The organism is Paenibacillus illinoisensis NBRC 15959 (assembly GCF_004000925.1).
GTDB classification, from domain to species: Bacteria; Bacillota; Bacilli; order Paenibacillales; family Paenibacillaceae; genus Paenibacillus; species Paenibacillus illinoisensis.
Window position 1 is genome coordinate 626,274 of record NZ_BIME01000001.1, and the last position, 24,203, is coordinate 650,476.

Sequence of the window (24,203 nt, forward strand, 5' to 3'; positions counted from 1 at the left end):
TTTATTCGAATTCCTTGCCCCTGATTTTGCTAAACACCATGACATCGACCAGGGTACCGGTACTGTCCCGGCGCATACTTCGCAGTATGCCTTCCAGGGTGTAACCTGCACGCTCAGCGACCTTGGCACTGCGTACATTCCGAGAATCACAGCGAATCTCCAGACGGTTAGCGTTCAGATATGTTATTGCAAATTGTTCAATTCCCCGGACAGCTTCCGTCATTAATCCTTCACCTGCACGCGACGATCTGATCCAGTAGCCGATCTCGAAGCAGCGTGCATTCCAATCGATACGATGCAGGCCGCTGCTGCCTACAAAATCATCAGTTTGCTTATCTCGCAAATGAAGAACGAGATCTGTCCGCTCCAAAAACTGTAATCTGGCTTTGCGGACATGTGCTTCGGATTCCTCAAGCGAAGGTACCTTTTCGGCAAATGGCAGCCATGGCCGCAGCTGCTCAACACTCTCCCGAATAGCCTCGTTGACTTCTGCGCCATCTTCCCACTCCGGAGCTCGGATCGTGAGACGAGCTGTGTCGAAGCGCTCGGGAAAAGATATCATAATTGGATTTATTGGTTCCATGTTAGACATATCGTCCTACTCCTCTACCTGGAATATCGAGTCCACAATAAGGGGGAGATTATCCCGGACGGAAACAGCTCCAAAAACCGAACGTGCATGCACGCCCTTTTCCTCAAATACATCCATCATTAGATCTGAAAACCCGTTCAACACCTTGTGGTGTTCCTGATAGGAAGCCGACGCGTTAACAAAACCCTGGACTTTGACCACACGTTTCACCAGGTCCAGTGAACCCAGCACATCCTGGACCACAGCGAGCACCTCAATCCCGGCATTTCGGGCAAATTCGTATCCCTGTTCGGTCGTGAAGTCCTCTCCCAATTTGCCACGCTCCACCGTATCCGGACCTTTCCCTGATACATACATTAACCCATTTACAATAACTGCATTGGCATACTTCGCAGCTGGAGCGCTTGCCTCAGGCAAAATAATCTCCAGTTCATTCAATCTCGCTGCTATCATCGCTTCCCCTCCCAAGAGACAGATATCCAAACGTAAATCTATCAATATATTACTATTTTGGATAAACATTAATATACGCTCGATCTTACGCTTAAGCAATGATTCGCTTTGAACATGATGAACTCTAACCTTTCGTTTTCTATGAATGTCACTTTGATGAAGTAACGTTATGCTCTAATCCCGCTACTTATAGTTTATCAGATCATCGGATCATCCAAAAACGCTTCTAAGATGCAATCCCCACTTCAGGATTAGCTCTTATATTAATTCTGATCTTTTGAAAACGTTATATTGTAATTCCTGTCATTCTCTATTACGATAGTTACAAACAAGTACAGCAATGATCTGTTTACTCAAAGGAGGACGTTATCTTGAATGCACCCTTATTTCGTGATCCCATCTTCGATGGAGCCGCTGATCCGGTCGTTGTATGGAACCGCGCTGAACAGACCTGGTGGATGATCTACACCAACCGCAGAGCTACCGCAGGAGGACCGAAATTTGCCTGGGTTCATGGCACGGATCTCGGCGTTGCCTCATCGTCCGATGGAGGACAGACGTGGACCTATCGTGGTACGTTAACCGGTTTGGAACATGAATGGGGACATAATACGTTCTGGGCGCCGGAAATTTTCTGGCATGATAACACGTATCACATGTATGTCAGTTATATTCAAGGCGTGCCCCATGACTGGCCGGATCATGACCGCCACATATTGCATTACACAAGCCCCGATCTGCTGACCTGGACATATCATGGCAAACTGGAGCTCAGCTCGGACCGTGTCATTGATGCCTGTATTTATCCGCTGCCAGATGGTCGTTTTCGGATGTGGTACAAGGATGAGACTAACGCTTCTCATACCTATGCCGCAGACAGCACAGATCTTTACCATTGGGATGTTATCGGTCCCGTCATTACAGGTCGCGCCCACGAAGGTCCCAACGTTTTTCGCTTTCATAACAGCTACTGGATGATCGTGGATGAATGGAGAGGACAGGCTGTATACCAATCGGATGATCTGGAGAATTGGGTATGGAACAGCATGATTCTCGATCAGCCGGGGACACGTGAAGACGATGGCGTTATCGGTTTGCATGCAGATGTAGTGGTCCAGGATGATACAGCTTATATTTTCTACTTCACCCATCCCGATCGCATTGAAGGAGTAGATCATGCCAGTGAGCCTGCTCGTCGTTCCTCCATTCAAGCTGCACGCCTGGATGTTGTGGATGGGGTTATGGTCTGTAATCGGGATGAAGAGCTGCAATTACAGCTACGTCCAGAGACGGAAGAAAGTCATATTTCTGTTTGAACCACATGAGGTAGATGATTAGCATCCTTTATATTGTGAAACAAACCCGAAAAGACCTGAACAAGTTCCTGCTGCTGCAGGCTTAATCAGGTCCTTTTGTATGATCAGTGCATGATCCTGTAATCGCTGCATCGATTATGATGGACGCGACTTCCCATCCCCCTGCCTGTATGTTCGTGGAGACATCTGTACGGTTCGCTTGAACACTTTGCCAAAATGAGAAAAGTTGCTGAAGCCTGCCCGCCAGGCGATCTCCGTAATGGAATCCTCGCTCTCGCGCAGCAGTCGCTGCGCTTCCTTCACGCGAAGCAAATTCAAATAATCAATGAAGGTAAAACCCGTGGTTTGTTTAAACAATCGACTGAGGTAATGCGGACTGATTCGAAATTCTGCCGCAACTTCTGGCAGGGTAAGAGGGTTCCGATAATTATCATTCAAGTAGCGAACAACGGCTTGTGTCTTGGGATGAAGGACCGGCTCGCTCTCTACTGGATATACCCTCCCCTGCTCCTGATTGCGATACGCGATCAGCAGCAATTCAATGGAGCGGTGGCGCAGCAGCAGGCTGCTTCCAGCCTTAGGCTGAATCATCTCATCGATCATTTCATGAATGATCCGTTCTATGGTTTCGCTAATAGGTGATGGAAACCTTAACATCGGAACTTCCCATTCAAAGGGCTCCTTTAATCCCTCCATCAACGCAGGGGCAATACTCATTTCTTTAAAAAGCTCCTGCTTCAGGTACAACACAATTCGTTCATGATCAGGCCTTCCGCTTTCCAGCGTCTTATGTACTGCATTTCGGTCAACGAATACAAAATCCCCTGCTTTGACATGGTAGGAACGGTCTTTAATAAAATAGATTCTTTCCCCCTTCAGGAGATAATAAAGCTCATAATGATCGTGGAGATGATCCGCGGTCATGGAATAATAGCCCACCCTGCGATCATATTCAATATCCAAATATCCGGTGGAATCGTGGTAATCCGCTCGAAACGGCTGTGACATGAAGCAGCCCCCTTTTCAAGGATTATAGCAAAATAAGCGGGGTTTGAAAGCGATTACGCAAAAAATGCGGCGAAAGAAGTATTCCCTTGTTATAGGCTAGAGCTATATTCAAGGAGGCGATAGATATGGGTAGCAAAAAACGCTATGTACTGGTCGGCACCGGTGGCCGTGCAGAATTTTTTTATGGAGCACTAGCGAAAAATTTCCGTGAACAATCCGAGCTTGCAGCTTTTTGTGATATTAATCAAACGCGGATGAATTATGCGAATCAACTGCTGAGAGAACGATATCAATACAAGGAGGTTCCTACCTATACAGCAGACCAGTTTGACCAGATGATTGAGAACGAGAAACCCGATGCCGTCATTGTGACCAGCGTTGACCGTACGCATCACAAGTACATTATTCGAGCGATGGAGCTTGGATGTGACGTCGTGACCGAGAAACCCATGACCATCGATGAGCACAAATGCCAGGATATCCTCGATGCTGCCAAACGAACCGGGCGAAATATCCGCGTTACCTTCAACTACCGATATGCTCCCCATCATACCAAGATTCGTGAGCTGATCATGAACGATACCATCGGTAAAGTAACCTCCGTTCATTTTGAATGGCTGCTTAATACCCGGCACGGTGCAGACTACTTCCGTCGCTGGCACCGCGACAAACGTAACAGCGGCGGCTTACTCGTTCATAAATCCACCCATCATTTTGATCTCGTCAATTTCTGGATTGGCTCCCAGCCCGAAACGGTCTTTGCCTTCGGCGATCTCATGTATTATGGGCGTGAAAATGCTGAAGAACGAGGCGTTACCCAATTTTATAACCGCGCAACGGGCAATCCGCTCGCTCAGGAAGATCCGTTTGCCCTCCATCTGGATTCGGATGCTCACCTCAAAGCGATGTACCTGGATGCGGAGCCCGAGGACGGCTACCAGCGCGATCAGAGCGTATTCGGGGATGGCATTAACATTGAGGATACGATGGGCGTGCTCGTCCAGTATCAGAACAAAGCCATTTTGACGTATTCGCTTGTCGCCTATCAGCCGTGGGAAGGATACCGTATAGCCATTAACGGCACCAAAGGCCGGATCGAGATGTCCATCGTTGAACAGTCCTATGTCAATTCACTCGGGGACAAAAGTCTCGAAGGTGCCCTGATCGGAAAAACCCTTCGTGTGCTGCCCATGTTCGATGCTCCATATGAAGTGCAAGTCGAAGAGAAAAAAGGCGGCCATGGCGGTGGAGACCCCGTTCTGCTTAATGATCTGTTCGGCGAGCCTGCAGAAGATCCGTATGCCCGTGCTGCCAACCATATTGATGGAGCAAGATCGATCCTGACCGGTATTGCAGCCAATCGTGCAATTTCAACCGGGATGCCGGTCCACATTAAGAACCTGGTTCAGTTTTAATTTGATGGAAAGTTGATCCTACAACGGTCATGATTCAAGGCTGCGTATTTACGCGGTCTTTTTTCCATTTGCAATCTCTTCTTAAGAACCAAAAGCGAACATTGATTAATCACCAAGTTGAAGGAGGAAATGGATGTTCTTTTCATTAAAAAGCCGATTAATTGCCTTAATTCTTGTCCTGTTCGTCCTCTCGTTCGGCACGCTCTCCTTCCTGTTGTTTGCGGAGTCCCGGGCTGTAATCCGTTCCTATATCGAATCCTCTGCTCTCGAGAAAATGGAGGAATACGGCTCTTACATCGATATGGTACAAATGCAAATTTATGATGTAGCCTCTCTCGTCTTCAATAGCGATATGGCGAAAAACTGGGATAATGCCATGAGTGATCCACAACTGTCCGAGGGAGAGAAAATGCTGGCTAACCTCGCCATGAGCCGCTTTCTGACGCAGGCAACGAACAGCTATACCAGCATTTCGGATGTGTCCATCTATCGGCTGAACGGGCTTCGGATTGGCGGCGAAAATCAGGTCGTTAACAATCCTTCGTTTTTGCAAGAACCATGGTATACGAACTTCTTCACATCCGGTGACAGGTGGCTCGCTGCACATACCGACGTTCATGAAAGGGTCAGGGACCATGGCAACCCGGTGGTCAGCCTGCTTATGCCTCTGGGTACCTTCCATCATGCTACAGCGCGGAATGTCATGAAGGTCAATGTAAGCGAGTCCTATTTTCTCGAACCCCTCAGCCGGATTCATCTGGCCAAGAACAGCACCATTTTTCTGCTAAATGAACAAGGGTTGCCCCTCCTCTCCCAACAAGCACATGAGCTTGGGACCGGAACTCTATCCGACATCGAACATATTCGAAACCGCACACCAAAATCAGGTGTTGAATACCTGACCAATGATGTGGGCGGGCGAGACATGATGGTATACAAAAAACTTGGGCGCACAGGCTGGACGCTGGTAGGTCTGGCACCGGAAAAAGAGATGTATTCCTCTCTGCATAAACTCCAGACGACAACATTCGTGGTGACAATTGCCGTAATCCTGGTGTCCCTGTGTGCTGCGGCCTGGCTGTCCTACGGCGTAACCAAGCCCTTAACCCGCCTGGTTCTGGCAATGAGACAGGTACAGCGGGGTGCGTTTGATCAGGCCGAATCCCTGCTTCCCCCAGACCAGAATGTGAAGAGCGAGATTAGTTATGTGATATCTACATTTCGCTACATGATCATCCGCCTCAGACAGCATATCCAGAATGAATTTGAGCTGAAGCTGCTTCGACAGCAGGCGGAGTATAAGGCTCTCCTCATGCAGATCAATCCGCATTTTATGTTCAACACGCTGGAACTGGTCAGCAGTCTCGCGATGCAGCGGCGAACGGACGAAACTGTGCAGGTCATTGAGGATCTTGGGAAAATGATGAGGTACTCCATGCATACGAATGATGATCGTGTGCCACTGGCTGAGGAACTCACCTACGTCCGCCACTACATCTCCATTCTTCAAACCCGCTTCGGACCCAAGCTCGATATTTCCACCCAAGAATCGGGCAGGCTGGATCACCTTGTCTTGGTCAAGTTTATTCTGCAGCCGCTGATCGAGAATGCAGTCAAATACAGTTTTCAACATCAAACGACTGCTCGGGTGCGTATTCGAATCTGCAGGAACAAGGAACGCCTGCACCTCCAGATTAAGGACAATGGTCCGGGGATGCCTCTGGACATCATCTCCAGACTGCAGGATCCTGAGACCGGTACAGCACAACTCGAACCGATGCTTCGCCATTCAAGCTGGCATATCGGACTTGGCAATGTGGTTGCCCGGTGCCGGCTGCATTACGGTTCCCTCTTTGCCATTCATATAACGAACGGGGATACCCAGGGCACTTGTATTGAACTGGTTCTACCCGTACAGGAGGAAAAACATGTACAACGTATTGATCGCTGATGATGAGATTGAGGTCCGTGAAGGCCTGAAGCTGAAAGCCGACTGGAGTGGAATGGGCTTTGCCATCTCAGGAGAGGCCGCAAACGGAGTGGAAGCCGCTCGGTTGCTCCAATCGGGACACTATGACTTGCTCCTGACTGATATGAATATGCCGGTCATGGATGGAGTGCAGCTGCTCGACATCTGTAGAACCCACAATCCATCCATCGAAATCATGATCATCACGGGATATGAGGACTTCCAATATGCCAGAGCCGGTGTTCGTAATCATGCCATGGACTACTTATTAAAGCCGGTAACCAGGGGAGAATTGAAAGCGGCTTTGATCAAAATCAAGGAGGAGCTGGATAAGAAACGCAAGGCTCGGGATGAATCCGAAAGGATCCAATGGCGCCTGTCCCAATACTATCAACAGATGAAAACACACTTTATTATGGATCTCGTCAAAGGTAACAAGCTCCCTCCTTCTTCACTGCCTGAACGAATCCGATTATTTCATCTGGAAGAATGGCAGCATTCCGAGGTCTGCTTCCTGACTGCAGGTTTGCGGGAAACAAACCATGCTCCTGCTTCCGAAATCCGGATTCCGGAGGACATGCATCTCCCATTCCAAATGGTCTGTCACGAGATTGCTGAATCTTATACGGGAACTGCACTTGTATTTCAGGACACAGCTCATCCTGGAATCATGCATTTCATGATCTTGGACGGAATGCAGCATGAATTCGTGGAAAGGCTCCGCATACAGATCATGTCCTATCTGACAATGGAAATGCAGATTGGAATTGGGCTGACGGTGGCTGGACTCGAACGCTGGAAGGAAGGGTACGTCCACTCCCTGCTGGCATGGAACCTGGCCGGACGCCAGTCTGGGTACGCTCAGACAACAGAGGTAACTGATCACAGTCCACTGATTCCCGAGGAGATCAACCGCGCCATGCATCGATGTCTTCTCCGAGGGGACCTGGATTCCTTTCGCAGCATGATTCGAAAAGAGCTGGACGATGCCTTTCACAGATCTACTTCCCGTTTAATCCGCTGTCTATTGCAAATTTCACTGCTGATGGAGTCTGCCGCCATGGACTACATGCGACATGCTTATGGCACACCATCTCGCTGGATCTCTCCTGAATGGGTACTGTGGCTGGAGACTCCCGAACAAGCAGAACGGCTGCTGATGCAATGGGCACAGGATTTTGTAGACGGGCAGCAGCCATCCGAGACCACAGAAGCAACCATGATCGAATCAGCGAAATGTTATATCGATGAAAACTACATGCAGGAAATTACGCTCACCTCCATCGCAGAGCAATTTAACTATCACCCTTCCTATTTCTCTGAAATGTTCAAGGAAGGTGCAGGCATCTCATTTATTCAATATTTGACGGAAACCCGGATGAAACACGCAACACGCTTACTGAAGGAAACTCAATTGAGTGTATGGGATATCACTGAGCTTACAGGCTTCTCTTCCCCGAGCTATTTCAGCGCCCGCTTCAAAAAGGTGCACCACATGAGTCCTTCCGAGTACCGGGTGCTTCAATCCGAAAAAATCACTAATGAGAATCCGAAGAAATGAGATTCCGGCCGCATCGGCTCCCAGGTAAGATGAGGTTATCAGGACGTTCATCGCTTATCATGTAAGCGGATTCAGTTATTGGAATTGTGAATGTTCAACCACTCTTAGCCTGAAGGGAGGCAAATCATGAAAAAAATGTCCACGCCCTTATATGGCCAGCAAAATAAGACAGCCTACTTGTTCCTGTTGCCTTGGCTGATCGGACTGTTCTGTCTAACGCTAGGGCCAATGGCTGCATCGCTGTACTTATCCATGACCAAATTCAATCTGTTATCACCGCCGACGTGGACGGGGCTCAGCAACTATGTGCAAATCTTCAGTGAAGACGATACATTTCGCAGATCGCTTGGACTGACCTTCTTTTATGTATTCTTGTCCGTCCCGCTCCGCCTCGCCTTTGCGCTGCTGATAGCGATGGCGCTAAACAAAGGCATTCGCGGCCTCGGTATTTATCGAACCGTGTATTACATCCCTTCCCTTTTGGGAGGAAGTGTTGCCATCGCCATCGTATGGCGCCAAATTTTTGACGGTAACGGACTCGTCAATCAATTCCTGAACTGGTTCGGCATAGCGGGACCTTCCTGGATTGCACATCCCGACTATGTCATTTATACCATAGTGACCTTATCCGTGTGGCAATTCGGTTCGGCGATGGTGATCTTCCTCGCTGGTCTGAAGCAGATTCCAGCCGACCTTTACGAAGCGTCGGATGTGGACGGTGCGAGCAAGCTGCGTCAATTTTTCCGCATCACGCTGCCCATGCTGTCACCGGTCATTTTTTTCAACCTGATCATGAGCATGATCAATTCCTTCCAGGCCTTCACTCCGGCATATGTCATCGGTGATGGTCGCGGAGGCCCACTTGATGCCACCATGTTCTACACCCTGTATTTGTATCTGAAAGGCTTCTCGTTCTTTGATATGGGTTACGCCTCGGCACTCGCCTGGATCATGTTGGTCATTATCGGTATATTCACAGCTATCGTCTTTCTCACATCCAGGTTCTGGGTATTCTATGGCGACAATCAGGAGGGGAGGTAATGCATATGCCGTTCAAACGAAAGCTCATTCAAACCGGGAGACACACGGTCATTGTTCTCCTTGGTCTGCTGATGCTGTACCCCGTGTTATGGCTGATCTTCAGTTCGTTCAAACCTAACCATCTAATCTTTACGAACAGCAGTCTGATTCCAACCAGCTTCACACTGGATCATTACGTGAATGGCTGGAAAGGATTACAGGGCGTTTCCTTCGGCCGATTCTTCGGCAATTCGGCACTCATCTCGGTCATGAGCGTTCTGGGAAATGTTATCTCCTGTTCGCTCGCTGCCTATGCTTTTTCCAGACTCCGCTTCAAGTTAAAAACGCTGTGGTTCAGCATCATGCTGGTCACGATTATGCTGCCTTACCATGTAACGCTTGTACCTCAATATATTCTGTATAACGAGCTGCAGTGGATCAATACGTATTTCCCGCTTATTTTGCCTAAATGGCTGGCACAGGACTCCTTCTTCATTCTGCTTATGGTGCAATTTATCCGCGGTATTCCGCGGGAGCTCGACGAGAGCGCAACGATTGACGGGTGCGGACAGTCGCAGATTTTTTTCCGAATCGTGGTGCCTCTCCTTGTTCCTGCATTGATCACAACGGCAATCTTCACCTTTATCTGGAGCTGGGATGATTTCTTCAGCCAGATGATTTACCTAAGCAAGATCGATCTGTTCACCGTACAGCTGGGCATACGTTCCCTGTTTGATCCATCAGGACAATCCGATTGGGGAGCATTGCTTGCCATGTCCACGTTATCCCTGCTCCCTGTAACGATCATCTTTTTGGTATTTCAGCGCTATTTTCTCGAAGGCATTGCTACTACCGGTCTGAAGTAAGTTCTATTTTCGCAATCACCATATTCGTTAGGAGGATGAACGATGTTTAAGCGACTCATGATGGGAATGGCCGCCTCACTCCTGCTATTTGCAACAGCCTGCTCGGGTACGGATCATACGGGTGCTGGCGGTAATACGGATCAAGGTAACGAATCAAACGGCCAGGTCGAACTGCGCATGATGTGGTGGGGTGATCAGAAACGGGCAGATATTACAAACGAAGCTCTTCAAGTCTTTCAGGAAAAACATCCGGACATCAAAATTGTAGGTGAATTCGCCCCTTCCTCCGGATATTTTGACAAATTGAATACACAGCTGGCATCAGGAACGGCACCCGATGTATTCTTCCTGGGTGGCAATGTGGTCGATTATGCCAAAAAGGATGTATTGCTCAACCTCGATCCATATGTCGGAAATGAACTGAACCTGGACGGCATGGATACCACCATGGTGGAATACGGTCGTCTTGACGGGAAGCTTCAGCATATTTCAGCCGGTGCCAATGCACGTGGAATTGTAATCAACAAGGCGTTGTTCGAAAAAGCAGGCATCCCTCTGCCTGAGACGGACTGGACCTGGGAAGATTATGCCGCAATCAGCAAGGAGCTCTCTGACAAGCTCGGCGATGGCATATTTGGAACGTATAACTTTACGGTGGACGGGATGGATATCTACCTGAAGCAGCGTGGCAAACAGCTGTATGACATGACCAACGGTACGTTGGGTTTTGCACAGGAGGACATTCTCGAATGGTTTCAATACTGGGAAAAGGCATCGGCCGACGGTGGTGTAGTCACACCTGAATTGCAGGTCTCCAATCCGCATGATGACACGAGCAAATCGCTGCTGATTACAGGCAAAGCGGCCATGACCCTGCTTCCGTCCAACCAGCTCGCTGCATTCCAGAGCTTGACGGAGGATCCGCTCATTCTGCATCCGGTTCCGCGCGGACCCAAAGGTACTGGCGTGGTATTTGAATCCAGTCAGGGATTGTCTGGCTATGCGAATACCAAACATCCCAAAGAGGTTGCCATGCTGATGGACTTCTGGATCAATGATCCGGATGCGGCCCGAATTCTTGGCAATGACCGCGGCGTCCCTGTTACGGAAACCAATCGGAATCTTCTTCAGGAAGAAGCCGGAGCCGTTGAAGAACTCGTTTATGACTATACCAATTTTGTATCTGAAGCCACCAAAACGGAGCCTTTTGACGTAAGTTATAACCCTCCTGGTTTTGCGGAATTCTCCAAGCTGGCTCAGACGACAACCCAGGAAATTGGATTTGGACGCAAAAGTGTCGAGGAGGCGGTATCCAGCTTCTACAGCGGTACGCTCCGGATTTTTGAATCCAACCAATAGCAATAACCATCACATCCCATTAGGAGGCGAACATGGCAGAAGCACTATTGAACCGGCTGCGCCAGATGTCCATTCCAAACCTTGTTCAGCCCAGTAAGCCGGAAGACGCAGCTATCTTGCAAGAGTGGCAGGAATCGGGAGTCCGTTTTGCCGCTTCGGGCGGAGGTCTGGAACAGGCTTATTATGCAGCAGTAGAGAAGCTGCTGGCCTGCATCGTTCCCATGAGAAGCGGAGATCCTGTTCTCCAGGAAGGAGGCATTTATCTCGGCTGCTGGCTGGAGAGCACGGGCACGATTAACGCAGAACTGCTCTCCCGCCTGCTTCCTTCCGTTTCCCGAGCAACCTATCTAAGCTTCGCAGCTCATCAGCGGGAGGATGGATTACTGCCTTACAAACTGACAGAGACTGGTCCCTCCTTCCGTCAGATTCAATTGGTTACTCCGCTTGCACGAAGTGTATGGAATCACTATCAGCTTCACGGTAAGGACCGGAGTTTCCTGAGTACGATGTATACAGCCATGACACGTTATGACGAATGGATTGCGAAGCACCGGGATACCCGGGGAACCGGATGTGTAGAGGCTTTCAGTACATTTGACACCGGACATGATCTATCACCCAGGTTCTGGCATGTGCCGGATACGCCTTACCAGAATGATCCCGGTGCATACCATCCGGATTCTCCGATATTGCCGTTCCTGGCACCGGATTTAACCGCCAATATCTATTGCCAGCGTATGTATATGTCCCGTATGGCAGAGGAACTTGGCGAATCGGGTCAGGAATGGAAAGCAAAAGCTGAATTCAGTCTGGACCGACTCTTTCGCTACTGTTATGACGAAGAGGATCAGTTCTTTTATGATCGTGATCGCAATGACAAGTTTGTTCGAGTTCAATCGGATGTGCTGCTGCGCGTGCTGGCCTGTGAGGTGGGTGATCATCATTTGTTCGACCAGCTGCTGCAAAGATATCTGCTCAATACAAGCAAGTTTTTTGCCCGATATCCATTTACGTCCCTGGCCATGGATGATCCCCGGTTCGACCCTTCATCCACCTATAACAGCTGGGGTGGGCCGTCTAATTTTCTGAGCCTCATTCGGGCTCCCCATGCCTTCGAACATCACCATCGCTATGTGGAATTGACATGGGTGCTGAATCCGATTCTGGCTGCGTTATCCAGAGCGAAGCGTTTTGCTCAAACCCTTAGTCCATGGACCGGTGAAGAAGGCTTCACGGATACCTACTCCCCAGCCATCCTGTGTCTACTTGATTTTGTGGAAAGGTTATCCGGCATTTTGCCTGTCGGTTCAGACCAGCTGTGGTTTACCGGACTTCTTCCCCCAGCCATGGATCATGGCGAAGAAGTTGCCCGGAGTACAGCGTACAGCCGAACGGTTGACGGGCAACCGTTTGAACTGGTGAACACTCCAGATCAAATGGTGGTCTATCGAAAAGGCAGCATTCATATTCAAGCTCCGGCTGGAATCCGGGTGATCACCGATCGTGATGGAAGGCTGGAAAGTATCATTGGAATGAGCGTGCGAACGATTGAGGGCGAGCTTACTTATCAGGGGAAGTCCCTTCCGATTCGAATTAAAGGAAATGAGATGCAGTGCTTCACTGGGGATGGTTTGCAAACCGTCCGGGATATTGGCATGATCTATCCAAGCTATCAATAGTAAAAAGGCGCAAGTGCAGAGAAGTCTCCATGCACCTGCGCCTTTGCTTGTCCAAAGCATGTCCATTACCGAGGAGAGTGTGTCCATTTCTCCCGGTTTATAATGCTACAGAGAAACAGACTCACTCAAGCTTTTCGCTGCCACGACGGGTGGCGATAAAACTCAATCGTATCAATGAAGCTTACGTTGTATTCCTGCTCTACTTCCGACAAATCCAGCAGTTTGCGATCAATTTCTTTTAATCCCATGACCACGTCATGCCGCAGCAGGTCCATTGCAATTTTGCCTACAAACCCGCCCTCGTTCTCCTTGTGTCGATTACGAAACTCTTCATTGTATATGAATTCCGGGGTAAAGGATGACTCCACAAACGCATTGACGAGTGTTAACTCTTTCCCTTCCTTGTGCACCGCAATATAGTAATTTCCGCGGTCATCCTTGACCAAATCTTTATTCAGTTCAACGTTCATTGGAATCACTCCCTATATCTTAAATAATGGGCCAATACGATAAAACATGGGCAGGCAATTGCTCACCACCTGACCTGATCCGTTCATATAGTAGGTATAAACGGAGAACGGAGGATGACTTATGAAGTGGCATCATCTCCATACAGGCAAAACGCTGCAACAGCGTCTGGCGGAGCTGCAGGGACATCTGGCCGAGCTCAATACACCGCGGTCAGGACTTGAACCAGGCCGGATCAAACGGGTGTATTCTCGCCATTTTATCAAAGTAAATCGACAATTGTTTATTCCGCTCAGCCTGTTGTCCATCCGTGTGTTTGATACACATCAGACACGCCGAGGTGTTCGAGTAGGCATTCGCACCGTGTTCCCATCCAAAAATGCTTTTCGAAATATCCGGCTGGTTGGCGTGGGACTTGATTATCTGGAGCTGCAGGGAACCGGCAAATTCCCTTCCCGCATCCTGTTTCCCCTGAGTCAGATCGAATCCATCCATCGTCCAACAATCAAAAAGAAAAAGCAGACACGTTAATCCGCGCTGTCCCCTCTAATCCATACGGCCCATTTCATTATAACGCAACCTGTATCGATTTGCCTGCTTAGCGCTTCACGCCAAAAACGGTGAGCACAGAATTTCTCTGTGTCTCACCGCGTAGTTCACCAATTGAAGCTTATCCATGTAATGAACACTGTATTCGACTCTACTTGGGTTATCTCATTATAGCCCTGTCCATACATCCTTGGCATAACGACCTTCCTGCTGTAAGCGTTCGAGCCATGCATCTGCCTCATCTACAGGCTTGCCACTAATGTCGGTGTATGCCTGCTTGAGTGTTGCCTCCACATCAGGAGCCATCTTGCTGCCGTCTCCGCAAATATACAGATGCCCGCCCTGCTCAAGCAGAGGAATCAGTTTTTCGGCGTCATCCCTCATCAGATGCTGAACATAACATTTATCCTGTCCATCGACTCTGGAAAAGGCAGTGTGAAGCTGGACAAGTCCTTCTTGCTGTGCCGCTTCAAGCTCATTTTTATACAAGTAATCATGCTCCGGATTGCGGCATCCAAAGTACAAATGAGCTTCGCCCACGCTCTGTCCTTGTTCCTTAAGAACCCGTCTTGCTTGCAGGAATCCACGGAATGGGGCCACTCCCGTTCCTGGACCCACCATAATAACCGGCACTTCTGGATCAGATGGCAGTTCAAACCCGGATTCAGGCGTTCGGATAAACATGATCACCTCTTCACCCGGTTTCAGGTTTGCCAGATAATTGGACGCTATACCTTTATACTCCCCTTGACCGCTCCAAGCCGGCGCTCGAACCACACTGACCGTAATACTGGCCTGCTCTGGCTGTACCCGAGGTGAACTTGAGATGGAGTAATATCTCGCTTTGAGTGAGGGCAACAGTTCGAGGAAGCGTTCGAACGGCATTTCACACGCCTCATACTTGACGAGATAATCCAGCATAGATACCCGCTTACCCCTCACTTCTTCCATATATACCGATTCGTCCAGAAGTGCTTCAAGCTCCTTCTTATGCGGCGGGCATACGGTGTAGGCTGCCAGCTCTCTCAGCTGGGCACGTGTTGCAGCCTCCTGCAATTCCACGCTGTGGCTGAGCAAGTCAACCAGATTAACCGGCTGATGCAGTGGCAAGTGCGCAGCGCTTCGACCAGATGCATCCAAAACCAGGTGTTCCGTACCCGTAAAACCATAACGTTTGAGTACACGCTCCACGAGTTCCGGTGGATTTTGCGGGAGAACCCCCAGATGATCGCCTTCCTTGTAAGTCATGCCTTCAGGCAGCTGAATCTCCAGATGACGCGTGCTGCGGAGGCTGCCAGCATCATGAAGTTCCCGATTCTCCAATACGTGAGCCGCATGGGCATCGTACGTATCTGCAAGTGGCGTCACCGCATGCCCACTGACAAATTGAACGGACAACGAGCTGCGCTCACTGCCTGAGCTGCTGTTCAACTTCAATCCCATTGCGTGTGCCAGATCCGGCCACAATTGTTCGCTCCAGTCCTCAACCTGTTTCTCGAAATCTCCGCTGGCATCACTTTCGCCAAGTGGGGATAACCGGCTTGCCCCCTTGGAAGAGAGCTGTTCATCAATCAAACGCGGAATACGCTGATACGTGCTGGCCCAGTTATGATCCCCGCAGCCAAGAACAGCAAAGCGCACGCCTTCAAAAGCATTGGCATCTGCATGCTGAATCCACTCCACAAAATTCTTGGCGTTGCTTGGCGGCTGACCATTGTAGGATGCACTAACAATAATGACGACACCTTCCTTCGGCAGGTTGCCTACCCGATTGTCCAGTGCCTCTACTTCGCTACGAAAGCCCTGATATCGCGCAGTATCTGCAATCTCACGTGCAATGCCTTCCGCAGTACCCAGGTTTGAACCGTACAGAACCAGCATCGGGGTATGATGTGCATTTGCCGTATCCAGCTCTTTTCGTTTGACAGCAGGAGCTGGCTCTTCCAACGCAACACCCGGTACAGCCATGACAGGCTGCCCACCACGGGCACGAACACGGATCGTGAAATGGTCCGGCTTGAGCGTCAAGGTCTCTTTCACCTTCAACTGATAATCCGTATGATCAATGAAGTCAAAATGTTTCAAAACCATGCCCAGCACCAGCGTTGCCTCCTGAAGCGCAAACTGCTGCCCAATACATGCCCGCTGACCGTTACCAAAGGGCTTATACGCATCGTGCGGTACCTTGCTTGGATCCTCAAATCGCTCCGGACGGAACTCTTCCACATCGTCACCCCAGGCATCGCGGTCACGATGCAGCTTGGGAATGAGCACACTAACGCTGTCCCCTTTTTTCAACGGATACTCTCCGGCGAGCACGGTATCTTCTTTGGCATAAAGGGAGAACGCCGGGGCTGTTGGCCACAGACGAAGTGCTTCGTTTAGTGCCATACGGATATATTTCAGACTCCGAACCTGATTATACGTTGGAACCGGATCCTTCAAAATCTGATCAGCCTCGGCTTGCGCCTTAGCCAGTTTATCCGGATTTTTCATCAAATAATAAATGGCAAAGGATAATAGTCCGCTCGTTGTCTCATGTCCTGCAATCAGGAACGTAATGATCTGGTAACGGATATTTTCGTCATCCAGTGTTTCTCCCGTCTCCGGGTCCTTACCGGTCAGCATATGGGATAACAGATCGTCTGCGCCCTCCTGAGGCTGTTCTTTGCGCTCGGCGATAATATGATCGACCAGCGCGAACATGGAGCGAATATCCTGCTCAAATTGTTTCTTTTTGCTAATCATCAATTTGTCCTGAAGACGGAGACGCTGCAGCGAACTCATGGATTCATCCAGAGCGTGAACCATGCTTGTAATAAAGGGGTGAGGTTCTTCCCGATAAAAGCTGTTAAACCGGTAATTGAATCCGCATAACCCGATCGTATCCAGCGTTAGACGTGTCATATCATCGGGTACATTTACCGTTTCATCAGGATTCAGCCTAGACCATTTCTGAACAAGCTGCACGGCCAGATCGATCATTTTATTATGATATCCCTGCATGGCACGCTGACTGAAGCTGGGCAGAAGCACATTATGTGCTTTTTTCCAATTAGGCTCATCCGTCCAACTTGTAAATAAGCCATCTCCAGCAAACGCACGAACTTTCGCAAGCGGTGCCCATACACGCTTGTCGAATTTGGATTCATCCGTCACCTCGGCAACCAGCTTATGACCCGAAATGTACAGCTCGCTCCGTCCCGGGTATTCCATTCGAAAGATCGGTCCGTATTCCTCAGCAAGCTTAACCAGGGATTGTACCGGTTCATCCAAGTTTAATTGTGGCAAGTTACCCAGTGGTCCAAAGGTTTTGGGCTGGGGTACTGACATTGACGACATCTTCTTCACTCCTATTCCAACTCATATGGTCGACTGATCATGAATAATGACACTGTTAACTTCAGCATTCGAATAAATAGGTATACCATCATTTTCTACAAGTACTCACATTTGATTCAAATCATGATAAAACATAATAGAACCAACTGACCAAATTGGTATATCGGTCAATTTTGAGTAAAAAAAATGAGGTGCTTCGTTATCTTACTTTTACCCTAACATTTCCAGTTCCAATCTTCAACAGTCTCAAAGTCATAGGACCATCGGGTCGCCCCTGCTCTTTGAACTAGGTGGTCCCTTGGCCTGAAACGGTTTCAGGCCTTCTCCACCCTTGATTTTTTCACGGCAGCTTCACCATGTAATCTAGCGTTTCTTCAGCAGTTCCCTGATTTTCGTTTCCATCATCATAGGTTCAACTGTCGTTTCATAGCGATCACTAACCTCGCCATCCGCTCGGATCAAAAACTTGGTGAAATTCCACTTGATCCCGTCCCCGTAATACAATGCAGGATGGTTTTCCCTTACAAAATGATCCATCCACCGACCTTCTTCCGTTTCGAGATCATATCCCTGGAATGTAGCCTTTTCGACCAGATGACGAAACAGAGGATGAATGGATGTTCCGGTAACCTCGATCTTATCAAACATCGAAAAGGTCACATGAAAATTACTTTTGCAATATTGGGTGATCTCTGCATTATTACCCGGTTCTTTATGGTTGAATTGATCGCAGGGAAACGCCAAAATTTCCAGTCCTTGCTCACCATACTTGTCATAGAGCTGCTGCAGCTCCGAAAATTGTCTGGAATAGCTGCACTTGCTGGCAGTGTTGACAATGAGCAGCACCTTCCCCTCAAACCTTGATAAATCAGCAATATGTCCATCCTTTGAAGAAACTTGATAAGAATAAATAGGATTCATATATAGGCCTCCCATAAGAAGTAGACTAAAATAGGCTCTTTACATAAATTATATCTGCGTTCATCTTATAGATGAAATATATAAAACATATTAACTTAATAGTTAACATCTATTATACATTGTGAAAGTATGCCAAAAAAACAACTGTCCTGAGAAGAGAACGGATCTACTCCATCGGACAGTTGCTGCGCTGGGTTATTAGATAATTGATACATTTGGAAGATTCCGACGTTCGCTTATCCCATAATCAGGCCGTATACTACGCCCGGACCATGTACACCAATCGTCAGGTCATTTTCAATATCGGAAGACCGACTTGGGCCGGAAATAAAATGGATACCTGCAGGAAGGTTCTCTCTTCCTGCTTCATCAAAGCGATTCAGCGTCTCGCCCAATCGGGTATGCAGGCGTTCTACCGGAATGATAATGATTAATACGGTTGGCAGAAGGCTCACAGCACGTCCCTTCTCTGGTGAAGACAGAACCGTCACTGAACCTGTGTAAGCAGTCGCATAATCCGCCATGACCACGCCAATATCGGCCTCTGCGGCCCGGGCTTTCCAGTCTTCATCCGGCTTGCTGTTCCATACGGAAATCTGTACTTCCGGCAGCTCTGCTTCAAGCTGCAATTCATCCAGTTCCTGTTCGTTCTGACGAATCACATATTTTGCTCCCAGTTCATTCGCTTTCGTTGTAATAAAGGTGGAAGCTTCATCCAAATTCTTCACCCGAACAATGTGGGCACCAACACTCACAAAGTTATCGGTAAATGCCTGTATACGTTTCTCTTCATCCCATTCCAGTTCATTCCAGAATGACGGCGCACCTCGAAAAGGCTGCGTTGGCGCATGATTTTGGCGGGGCCTTCTTAACTTGGAAGCAATACCATTCATGAACTTCTCCTGTTTCTCGCGCGACCGCTTCTCCAATTGGTTCAGCCACTGCTGATGCTCAGTGCTCATGCCTGCCGCCTCCTTGCTCCCGTTCTCGCAAAATGTGCTCCATTCGGTTGCGAACATTGCTATCCATTTCTTTTCGATCTTGATCCAGCTCCTGATCCAGCTTCCTCCACTGCTGGCGGAATGAACGTTTGGCCAGGCTCGGTGCAACTCGGTATGTGTTCCAGCCCTTGAGCGGACCAAGCTTGAGCGAGATCCCTTCATTACGCACAACAGCCTTCTGGCCAAGCTGGCCCAGACGAATAGCCGCACTGAAACGTTTGGAGCTGGACACCACAGCGGCAAATCCCTTCATGCCTGCTCCCTCCAGCTTGTTTCCGTGGCCTTCTTCAACCTTGCGTCTGCGTAAATACACGAGCATATCATGTAAAGGTATTTTGACAGGACAGGCCTCATAACAGGCCCCGCATAAACTCGAAGCACTGGCAATGTCGTTCCACTCGTCTATATTCCCATTCAGTGCTGGGGTCAACACCGCTCCAATCGGCCCGCTGTAGGTTCCACCATAGGCATGACCGCCTATATGACGGTATACCGGACAAGCGTTCAGACAGGCTCCGCAGCGTATGCAATTCAGCAGTTCCTGAAATTCAGGATCACCCAGCTGCAGAGATCTTCCATTATCCACGATAATAATATGCATCTCATCAGGACCATCCCCGTCTGCTGTTCGGCGCGGCCCGGTAATGCCTGACATATACATGGTCAATTTTTGTCCTGTAGCGGAACGCGGCAGCAGCGTGGCCATCACTTCAAGATCGGTCCAGGATGGAATGATACGCTCCATTCCCATCAAGGTAATCTGTGTCTTCGGTACAGTGGATACCATACGGGCGTTGCCTTCATTCTCGAACAGCACCATGGAGCCTGTCTCCGCAATGGCAAAGTTACAGCCCGTCATGCCAATGTCAGCCTCAAGAAATTTTTCACGCAGCTTTTTACGCACAAACCCGGCGAGCACGGTTGTATCCGGTTCGAGGGTTTCCCCTGCTTCTTTTGATAATAAATCCGCAATCTGATAACGATTTTTGTGAATCGCCGGAATAACGATATGTGAGGGGGCTTCCCCAGCCAACTGGATGATATATTCACCCAAATCGGTCTCAATGGCTTCAATGCCGGCAGATTCAAGCGCATGGTTCAGATGCACCTCTTCCGACACCATCGATTTGGATTTGACCACCGACGCAGCTTCATTGTGGGCCGCTATATCGAGCGCAATTGCGGCGGCCTCGGCCGATGTATCAGCAAAATGGATATGGACACCGTTAGCACGGGCGTTGTTGACGAATTCATTCAGATAATAATCCAGATGTGCGATCGTGTGCAGTCGAATCTGGCGGCCCCGTTCCCGCCATTCATCCCAGTTTCCGTGTTCCTCCGAAGCGGATTTCTTTCCGTTCCGCAGACGTTCTGTTGTGAACTTGACGGCTTTGCGCAGAAAATCATCATTGAGCGCGAGTTCCGCACGCTTCTTGACAGACACATCCATTACACCAGGCTGACTCATCCTGTTTGCACCCCCTCATACAGTAATTCCGCCAAATGCATGACACGCACCGGTTCATTCCGGTATCGCAGATTGCCTGCGATATTCATGAGACACGCCATATCCAGTCCAACAAGCACCTCGGCATCGGTCTCTTTGATATGATCAACTTTCTCGGTAACCATGGCGCCGGATATATCCGACATTTTTACAGCAAACGTTCCCCCGAACCCGCAGCAATCCTCTCCATAAGGAAGCGGTACAAATTCCAGCCCTTTCACTGCAGACAACAGCGCCATCGGTTCGTCTTTCACTCCGAGCAGCCTGCTGCCATGGCACGATGGATGGTACGTAACCTTGTGAGGGAAATGTGCTCCCAGATCCGTTATCCCGAGGACTTGCACCAGAAATTGCGTAAATTCATAGGCTTTCGCTTCCAGCCGTTTCGCCTTTTCGAGCCATACCGGATCATCCGCAAACAGCTCGGGATAATGATGAATCATATACGTGCAAGATCCCGAAGGACAAACTACAAAATCGCTGTCGTCAAATGCTTCCAGAATCGTTTTGGCTGCCACTCTCGTCTCATCCCAATACCCGCTATTATAAGAAGGCTGACCGCAGCAGGTTTGGACAGGTGGAAATTCCAACCGAACGCCGTGAGCGGCAAGCAGTCTGACCATCGCTTCTCCGACACGTGGGTAGATGGCATCGCTGAGGCAGGTAATGAACAAGGAGACCTTCATAAATACACGCTCCCATAATCAATTAGTAGTGGGTCTATTGAAGTTAACGCTAAGTATCAAAGTCAGAACAAGCAGACTATATGCCCATTTGCTTATACAGTCGTAATTTGGATGTCGTAGTCCTTCAAACGTTTCATGAGATCACCATCCAGCTGCTCATTGAGAATGACAGCATGAACCGCATTCAATCCGGTTACCCTGGCGAACGCTCGCACACCAAACTTGCTGGCATCTGCGAGCAAAATAACCTGGTCGGAGATGCCGACCATTTTCTGTTTCAACCTGGCTTGCAGTTCATTAGATTCACTAATTCCGCCACCATCCAGATGGACCCCCTTGCAGGACAAGAACAGTTTATCAACGTGATACGTTTCCAGTGAACGTTCGGCGAGCGGCCCGACAAACGATAGCGAACGCTGTGCCAATTGTCCCCCGGTAGAGATCACCTCTATCTTGTCCTTGCTGCTAAGTTCGGTCGCTACCTGAATCGAGTTGGTTAACACCGTCAGTGGGATATCCGGCATGTTCGCAGCCATATAACCTGCAGTGGTGCTGGCATCCAGGAGTATTCGATCCCCGGGGCGAATCATGGCAAGGGCTGCCTGAGCAATTCGCTTCTTCTCTTCCGCATGCGTCGTTTCCCTCACCCGATAGGGGATCTCCGGCTGATCATCCTTGATGCTCACAGCCCCCCCATGGGAGCGCTTTAATCGCCCGGCTTGCTCCAGCCGATCCAGATCGCGGCGAATGGTCTCTTCGGTTACCCTACAGCGATCACTTAGCTCGGACACACGCATGCTTCCGCTTTCATTAACCATCTCGACAATCCGATCATACCGCTCAGCAGCCAGCATGGTTACACCTCACTTCCGGCCTGTGATTTGGATGAGTCCGTTAACCTAAGAAATCTGCCGTATGCCTCTTCCCAAATCGAGCTGTCTTTCGGTTCATACACGGTTACCGGGAACGAATCACGAATGACCCTGCGAGCCTCCCAAATGTCCTTGAACGCTCCGCTGGCAATCCATTGGACAGCCATATTACCGATTGCACTGCCTTCTGCCGGTCCTGCCCATACCGGTCTGCCAATAGAGCTTGCTGTCCACTGGCACAGCAATTGATTCTGGATGCCTCCGCCGACCATGTGCAATCCATTAAAAGACTGACCCGATAATTGTTCCGTCCATTCCAGTACTCTTCTGTATTTCAGCGCAAGACTCTCCAGGATGGATCTGGCAATAGCTCCTTGGTCCTGTGGTTCCTGCTGTCCCGTATCTCGGCAATACTGGCGAATCCGAATCGTCATGTCACCTGCTGGCATAAACAGATCGTCATCAGGGTCAAACAAACTTGCAAATGGAGGAGCCGCTTCAGCTTGTTTTATTAATTCAGCGTAACTGATCCCCTTCCCCTGACGCTCCCATTCCCGCATGCTCTCCTGCAGGATCCAGAGTCCCATAATGTTCTTCAGTAGACGGAATGTTCCGCCAGCTCCGCCTTCGTTCGTAAAATTCAAGGCCAAACTTTCCGGAGTAATGGCAGGATGATCGATCTCCGTTCCCATCAAGGACCAGGTTCCACAGCTTAAGTAAGCAAACGAACGATCCGTTGCCGGGACAGCGACCACTGCTGAACCCGTATCATGTTCGGCTACTGCAATAACAGGAACTGCTGATATTCCCAATTCACCGGATATACTGCTGCGGAGTTGACCTACTCGTGTACCCGGCATCACCGCTTCACCAAACAGCTGATCCGAGACACCGATGTGAGCAAGTAATTCTCCGTCCCACTGCCCGCTCACCGGGTTGTAGAGCTGTGTTGTCGTTGCATTGGTAAACTCATTCACCGCTTCTCCAGTCAAAAAGTACCGAAGCAGGTCCGGAATCATAAGAAAACGATCTGCTGTATCAAGCAATGGTGAACCGTTCCGCTGCAGAGTTGCGAGCTGGTACAGGGTATTAAAACTTAGAAATTGAATGCCTGTTCGCTCGAAGATCCGCTGGGAGGTTAACTCATTGCGAATCTGTTCCATCATGCCGTTGAACTGCCCATCACGATAATGATAGGGGTTACCAAGCAATTCTCCATTGTGGCCCAGAAGTCCAAAGTCAACTCCCCAGGAGTCGATCCCCAAACTGCCTGGTTGCTCTCCCTGCTGCTTGACCAGGTGCAGACCTTGCAGCACTTCATGATGCAAACGCAGAATATCCCAGTACATTCGCTCGCCTGCCTTGACCGGCTCATTCTTGAATCGATGAACTTCGGTGGCCGTTATTCCCCGGTCATCCAGATGACCCAGCAGCGCCCTCCCGCTACCAGCTCCCAAATCATATGCCAACACGCTCACTGCTCTACACCAACCTTTCTATACAAATGTTGCTTTTTACCTGCGATTAATTGTTTGTTTGTTTTTGTTTAATACTGTTTTGCTTTATTTTACGAGTATATCACTGTTGTAAGCGTTTGAATACCCTGTGTTTTGTTCTTT

The 24,203-nt window shown here is 49.2% G+C and carries 20 protein-coding genes; 9 read left to right on the forward strand and 11 right to left on the reverse strand.

Features of this window, described 5'->3' with window-relative positions; translation table 11 throughout:
- Position 1: 1 nt before the first annotated feature.
- Together PIL01S_RS02560 and PIL01S_RS02565 are read right to left on the reverse strand one after the other, a co-directional pair.
- A complete protein-coding gene (locus PIL01S_RS02560; RefSeq protein ID WP_174818657.1) occupies positions 2 to 592 on the reverse strand; it encodes a GNAT family N-acetyltransferase in 591 nt (196 codons plus the stop codon).
- A gap of 6 nt (positions 593 to 598) precedes the next feature.
- Positions 599 to 1,045, reverse strand: coding sequence for a RidA family protein (locus PIL01S_RS02565; RefSeq protein WP_127536128.1), 447 nt, complete (start codon positions 1,043 to 1,045; stop codon positions 599 to 601).
- A 371-nt stretch (positions 1,046 to 1,416) separates the two neighbouring features.
- Between PIL01S_RS02565 and PIL01S_RS02570 the strand changes: the two genes are divergently transcribed.
- Positions 1,417 to 2,361 carry a glycoside hydrolase family protein gene (locus tag PIL01S_RS02570; RefSeq protein ID WP_127536129.1) on the forward strand — a complete coding sequence of 315 codons (945 nt, stop codon included), beginning with the start codon at positions 1,417 to 1,419 and terminating at the stop codon, positions 2,359 to 2,361.
- Positions 2,362 to 2,496: 135 nt separating this feature from the next.
- On the opposite strand, the gene PIL01S_RS02575 is transcribed toward PIL01S_RS02570, so the two are convergent.
- Positions 2,497 to 3,369 (reverse strand): AraC family transcriptional regulator, encoded by an 873-nt coding sequence (locus tag PIL01S_RS02575; RefSeq protein ID WP_127536130.1) that lies wholly within the window; start codon positions 3,367 to 3,369, stop codon positions 2,497 to 2,499.
- A 125-nt stretch (positions 3,370 to 3,494) separates the two neighbouring features.
- On the opposite strand from PIL01S_RS02575, the gene PIL01S_RS02580 reads away from it, so the two are divergent.
- The 7 genes from PIL01S_RS02580 to PIL01S_RS02610 all read left to right on the forward strand — a co-directional run bounded on the left by PIL01S_RS02580 (position 3,495) and on the right by PIL01S_RS02610 (position 13,238).
- Positions 3,495 to 4,784 (forward strand): Gfo/Idh/MocA family oxidoreductase, encoded by a 1,290-nt coding sequence (locus PIL01S_RS02580; RefSeq protein ID WP_127536131.1) that lies wholly within the window; start codon positions 3,495 to 3,497, stop codon positions 4,782 to 4,784.
- Positions 4,785 to 4,917: 133 nt separating this feature from the next.
- Positions 4,918 to 6,735, forward strand: coding sequence for a cache domain-containing sensor histidine kinase (locus PIL01S_RS02585; protein ID WP_127536132.1), 1,818 nt, complete (start codon positions 4,918 to 4,920; stop codon positions 6,733 to 6,735).
- Positions 6,713 to 8,314 (forward strand): response regulator transcription factor, encoded by a 1,602-nt coding sequence (locus PIL01S_RS02590; protein WP_127536133.1) that lies wholly within the window; start codon positions 6,713 to 6,715, stop codon positions 8,312 to 8,314. The genes PIL01S_RS02585 and PIL01S_RS02590 overlap by 23 nt, the downstream gene beginning before the upstream one ends.
- A 126-nt stretch (positions 8,315 to 8,440) precedes the next feature.
- A complete protein-coding gene (locus tag PIL01S_RS02595; protein ID WP_127536134.1) occupies positions 8,441 to 9,355 on the forward strand; it encodes a carbohydrate ABC transporter permease in 915 nt (304 codons plus the stop codon).
- Positions 9,356 to 9,360: 5 nt separating this feature from the next.
- A complete protein-coding gene (locus PIL01S_RS02600; protein ID WP_127536135.1) occupies positions 9,361 to 10,200 on the forward strand; it encodes a carbohydrate ABC transporter permease in 840 nt (279 codons plus the stop codon).
- 42 nt (positions 10,201 to 10,242) lie between these two features.
- Positions 10,243 to 11,559: an ABC transporter substrate-binding protein gene (locus tag PIL01S_RS02605; RefSeq protein ID WP_127536136.1), complete on the forward strand. Its 1,317-nt coding sequence runs from the start codon at positions 10,243 to 10,245 to the stop codon at positions 11,557 to 11,559.
- A 32-nt stretch (positions 11,560 to 11,591) separates the two neighbouring features.
- The gene (locus tag PIL01S_RS02610) at positions 11,592 to 13,238 is read left to right on the forward strand and encodes an MGH1-like glycoside hydrolase domain-containing protein (protein ID WP_127536137.1); all 1,647 of its coding nucleotides are present in this window, start codon (positions 11,592 to 11,594) and stop codon (positions 13,236 to 13,238) included.
- A gap of 125 nt (positions 13,239 to 13,363) precedes the next feature.
- On the opposite strand, the gene PIL01S_RS02615 is transcribed toward PIL01S_RS02610, so the two are convergent.
- Positions 13,364 to 13,708 (reverse strand): hypothetical protein, encoded by a 345-nt coding sequence (locus PIL01S_RS02615; RefSeq protein ID WP_127536138.1) that lies wholly within the window; start codon positions 13,706 to 13,708, stop codon positions 13,364 to 13,366.
- Between the two features lie 121 nt (positions 13,709 to 13,829).
- Between PIL01S_RS02615 and PIL01S_RS02620 the strand changes: the two genes are divergently transcribed.
- A complete protein-coding gene (locus tag PIL01S_RS02620; protein ID WP_095358485.1) occupies positions 13,830 to 14,237 on the forward strand; it encodes a hypothetical protein in 408 nt (135 codons plus the stop codon).
- A 186-nt stretch (positions 14,238 to 14,423) separates the two neighbouring features.
- Here PIL01S_RS02620 and PIL01S_RS02625 read toward each other — a convergent pair whose 3' ends face one another.
- The 7 genes from PIL01S_RS02625 to PIL01S_RS02655 all read right to left on the reverse strand — a co-directional run bounded on the left by PIL01S_RS02625 (position 14,424) and on the right by PIL01S_RS02655 (position 24,062).
- A complete protein-coding gene (locus PIL01S_RS02625) occupies positions 14,424 to 17,597 on the reverse strand; it encodes a bifunctional cytochrome P450/NADPH--P450 reductase (protein ID WP_127536139.1) in 3,174 nt (1,057 codons plus the stop codon).
- A 363-nt stretch (positions 17,598 to 17,960) separates the two neighbouring features.
- The gene (locus PIL01S_RS02630; protein ID WP_127536140.1) at positions 17,961 to 18,518 is read right to left on the reverse strand and encodes a glutathione peroxidase; all 558 of its coding nucleotides are present in this window, start codon (positions 18,516 to 18,518) and stop codon (positions 17,961 to 17,963) included.
- A gap of 236 nt (positions 18,519 to 18,754) precedes the next feature.
- A complete protein-coding gene (locus PIL01S_RS02635) occupies positions 18,755 to 19,480 on the reverse strand; it encodes a LutC/YkgG family protein (RefSeq protein ID WP_127536141.1) in 726 nt (241 codons plus the stop codon).
- The gene (locus PIL01S_RS02640; protein ID WP_127536142.1) at positions 19,470 to 20,987 is read right to left on the reverse strand and encodes a LutB/LldF family L-lactate oxidation iron-sulfur protein; all 1,518 of its coding nucleotides are present in this window, start codon (positions 20,985 to 20,987) and stop codon (positions 19,470 to 19,472) included. The genes PIL01S_RS02635 and PIL01S_RS02640 overlap by 11 nt, the downstream gene beginning before the upstream one ends.
- Entirely contained in the window at positions 20,984 to 21,712 is a 729-nt protein-coding gene (locus tag PIL01S_RS02645; RefSeq protein ID WP_095287592.1) for a (Fe-S)-binding protein, read from the reverse strand. The genes PIL01S_RS02640 and PIL01S_RS02645 overlap by 4 nt, the downstream gene beginning before the upstream one ends.
- 92 nt (positions 21,713 to 21,804) lie before the next feature.
- A complete protein-coding gene (locus PIL01S_RS02650) occupies positions 21,805 to 22,566 on the reverse strand; it encodes a DeoR/GlpR family DNA-binding transcription regulator (protein WP_127536143.1) in 762 nt (253 codons plus the stop codon).
- 2 nt (positions 22,567 to 22,568) lie between these two features.
- Positions 22,569 to 24,062 (reverse strand): rhamnulokinase, encoded by a 1,494-nt coding sequence (locus PIL01S_RS02655; protein WP_127536144.1) that lies wholly within the window; start codon positions 24,060 to 24,062, stop codon positions 22,569 to 22,571.
- Positions 24,063 to 24,203: the final 141 nt, after the last annotated feature.